General features: G+C 43.0%; 5 protein-coding genes. All 5 read left to right on the forward strand.

Going from position 1 to position 3,638, the window contains the following annotated elements:
• Positions 1-1,587 (forward strand): PcfJ domain-containing protein (locus K6C05_RS02975; RefSeq protein WP_296731049.1); only part of this gene is annotated, 1,587 nt, incomplete at its 5' end.
• Positions 1,584-2,606, forward strand: coding sequence for a DUF3102 domain-containing protein (locus K6C05_RS02980; RefSeq protein WP_296731052.1), 1,023 nt, complete (start codon positions 1,584-1,586; stop codon positions 2,604-2,606). The genes K6C05_RS02975 and K6C05_RS02980, both read left to right, overlap by 4 nt.
• A gap of 42 nt (positions 2,607-2,648) precedes the next feature.
• Positions 2,649-2,915, forward strand: coding sequence for a hypothetical protein (locus K6C05_RS02985; protein ID WP_296731054.1), 267 nt, complete (start codon positions 2,649-2,651; stop codon positions 2,913-2,915).
• Positions 2,915-3,118, forward strand: coding sequence for a hypothetical protein (locus tag K6C05_RS02990; RefSeq protein WP_296731056.1), 204 nt, complete (start codon positions 2,915-2,917; stop codon positions 3,116-3,118). Before K6C05_RS02985 ends, K6C05_RS02990 begins: the two co-directional genes overlap by 1 nt.
• Before the next feature lie 241 nt (positions 3,119-3,359).
• Complete coding sequence (locus tag K6C05_RS02995; RefSeq protein WP_296731057.1) at positions 3,360-3,497, forward strand: hypothetical protein; 138 nt, start codon at positions 3,360-3,362, stop codon at positions 3,495-3,497.
• Positions 3,498-3,638: the final 141 nt, after the last annotated feature.

Genomic DNA, 3,638 nt, shown 5'->3' on the forward strand with positions numbered 1-3,638 from the left:
ATACCAAAGCGGTTCTGCGAGAAAATCGACAGAAGGGCCAAGACCAATTATATATTTTGCCGGTCTAAAGAAGATAGGCAAAAGGCAGTTTGTACAGCCTGCGGCAAGGATATCATTATACCGGACCATTGTGGGCATAACTCCGAATGTGAATGCCCGAACTGCAGAAGGCGGCTATATGTCAAGCACCCATGGCGTGGTATGAAGAGTCTTACCCAGACTGTTATCTCTTACCATTATGACAAAAGCCGGGTGGATGATGATGTTATCACCTGCACTGTGGTTTTTTCCCACTATAAATATCACAGCTCGGAGCCGTGGAATGATAAACCTTTTCGGACTGTTGACGCGGATTATGTTTTTGTACCAGGTAAAGGCGCGGTCTATGCAGCGGATAAATACAAAATATATGCTAGCGGTTTCTCAAAGGATAATTCCATATATTACTGGGACCGCAATCCATACATAAGAAATGTTATCAGACTCAGAGAGGATGTATATAAGGGAATGTATGGCGATATGGGAAACATGGAGGTATTAGGTCCCGCTGCTTATGAGCTGACCAAGCTGGTCAAGACTACATCATTGATGCACTGCTGGGAGGCATATTTTGACGTTATTGCAAGGTGGAGAAATTTTGACAGGTTTATCAAAACATTGGAGTTCATGTGCAGATATCCAAGAGCTATGGAATATCTGGCAAAGATAGGGCTGGATGAGACTGTATATGAAGATATCCAAGATAATTCACACCCAACACTTAACACCGTCTTTAATATGCGAGGTAAAACACTGGACAAAATTACCCGTCGCAAGCTGACCAAGGCAGATAAACGGTTTTTATTGGACGTTAGACAGCAGTCTGGGGAACTGGATCAGGATGATTATGACACCATACCCCTTGGCAAAATTAAATTGTGGCAGGATGCCCGCAAGATGAATGGCGGCGAAAAGGTATCTTTGAGGCAGGTAGTCAAGCGCATGGAGTATGGCTGGTATGGTCGTAATCTGGAAACCATTAAAAATATCAACTTGGACAAGCTGCTTAAATACCTCGACACCCAGCAGGAGAAAAATCCGGACTGCAGGATAGATGTGGGCTTATATGCTGACTACATCAGGAACTGCATCAAGCTGGGCGCAGATATGCAGAGCAAATCCACACTGTGGCCAAAGGATTTGGCTAGAATTCACAGCAACCAAAAAGTTGAGATAGCATCACTGCAGCTCAAGAAGGAAGAGACAGAATACCAGAAACGAAAGGCCAAAAATAAGCAAAAATACAGCTTTGAGGCAATGGGCTTCATGATAGTTGTTCCTGATAAGGTGGCTGACCTTGTGCGCGAAGGTACCGATATGCACAACTGTGTTGGAACATACGTTGAGAGAGTGGCAAAAGGCCTAACAAATGTAGTGTATATCCGCAGCATCAACGCACCGGAGACATCACTTGGCACAATGGAAATAAGTCCAAGCAATACAATTATCCAGGCCCGTGGCAAGTTCAATAAAGACCTGCCAGCGGAGGTCAAGAATTTTATAAAAGCCTTTGAACAGGCAAAACTGAAAAGGAGTAAAGCAGTATGAGTGATATGGAAATGACAACAACAAACACAGCCTTGGCTAATGAGACCGAGGCAGACAAGCTGGCAAGGCTGGCGACTGAGATTAACACCATTAAGGCCCAGACATTGGCCGTGGTACAGAACGCCACATTGGAGATAGGCAAGCGGCTCATCCAGGCCAAGGGAGCTGTGGGCCATGGTAATTGGTCACACTGGTTAAAGGATAATGTGGACTATTCCGAGAGAACGGCTCAGAACATTATCTCTATATATGAAAGATTTGGTAATGGCCAGCAGAAGCTCTTTGGAGCCAATGCAGACCCTGAGCAGGTGGCCAAGTTGAACCGGTCCCAGATGCTGGCCTTGATGTCCATTAAGGATGAGGAGCAGTGCTTTGAGTTCATGTCTGAACACAAAGAGGATTTGCAGGATATGTCCAAGCGGGAGCTGGAGGCTGCAATAAGGGAACTTAATGCTGTAAAGGCCCGCGAGGAACAGAATCATAACTTTGCAAAGTTAAAGCAGGAGCAGCTGGATAAGGCAAATGCTGAACTCGATGATTTAAAGGCCAAATATCAGCACGATATGGACGAACTGCAGAAGCAGCTTAACCGGGCCGGGGACAATACGGAATTGTCAGCTCTCAAAGATAAGCTGGCAGAAATGGAAAAGTATCAGACACTATATAACGATGCCCAGGCGGCGGCTATGGAATCACAAACGAAGCTGGAAAAGGAAATAGCGGAGCTGAAGCAGGAAAACGAGGCAATAAAAAATGCCCCTGTGGAGGCGGCTGTTGTGGAAAAGGTACCGGAAGAAACCGTTAAAGAAATGGAAGCTCTTAAAGCTAAAATAGCGGAGCTGGAAAAGGCAAAGCCTGAAACGAGTGAAGCAGAAAAGAAATTTGCTCATCATTTTGAAAATATTCGGGCGGAGCTTCAGGCGTCTGTTGAATGGTTAGGCAAGATTGATGAGGATAAGGCGGAAAAATACCGGACAATTTTTAAGAAGATGCTTACTACCACAGTTCAGGCTGTATGAAAACCGCATCCGGATGCGGTTTGGATATGAAAGGTAATCAAGATGACTATACATAAAAAAGAAAAATTTATACAGAATTTTATTGATGCAGCTCAATTAGAGTCCGATGCTGTGGTAGTTGTAATAAAAGGTAGTAAAGATGACCCTAAGACATATACAGGGATAACTGGAGAGGATGCGGATGCCTTGGGATGTATTGCATATGTGATTAGGCACATGGCAATTATATCCGGGAGAAATGTATATGATCTCCTGGACGAAGTTAGCCGTAGGGTACATATATCGGAATACCTTAGGAGGAAAAAATAATGAACAGAAGTGGCTTTACAGAAAATACTACAAAGACATTGGAGACCATAGAGGTAGAGTTGCAGAACCTTGTAGGGAAATATGGGAGATCAGCTGATAAGGTAGCTGGTGCTCGTCTGATGGCATATAGCATTTTAACGGATGTTTTAGGCTTCACTGGCAGTACGGCCTTTGATTTTGTCAGTATGGAAGAATTGGAATAAAAAAAGACAGCCATTATGGCTGCCTGCAAAAAAGAATTAAAAGATAAAAGGTGTCTATGAGGTTATTGTATCATGAATTATTTAACTGACCCAAAAATTGGCTGTAAGGTTTGTGAAAGGTTGGTTCATTCTGGGATAATGTGCCCAAAGTTCAGGGGGATCGTACATCAGCAGCATTGTACGGAGTGCAGGCATTTTTTACCAGTACTATGGTCATGTTCTTTTAGGGAGGATATTAAAAATGAAAAAAAGTGATGTCCGCAGGAAGTGGGAGGTAAAGCGAGAGTTTTATAAAGGAATTGAAGATGTAATGAGATTGTGTGCAAGGATTGTACTTGGATTTGTGTTTGTATGGGTATGTCTGGTGGTGATGGGATGAATTTAATCGTCTAAGTGTGTGAGATATTTATAAATCTTGTTACTTTGTAATTATTAATAGAAGAAAGATAGCTCCAAGGGATAAAAAATAAATTTTTAAAAGCGGGTTAACCCCGCTTTGGGGCTTGATGAAAGAATTAAA

It is taken from the genome of Anaerovibrio sp. (assembly GCF_024697385.1).
Lineage (GTDB): Bacteria > Bacillota > Negativicutes > Selenomonadales > Selenomonadaceae > Anaerovibrio.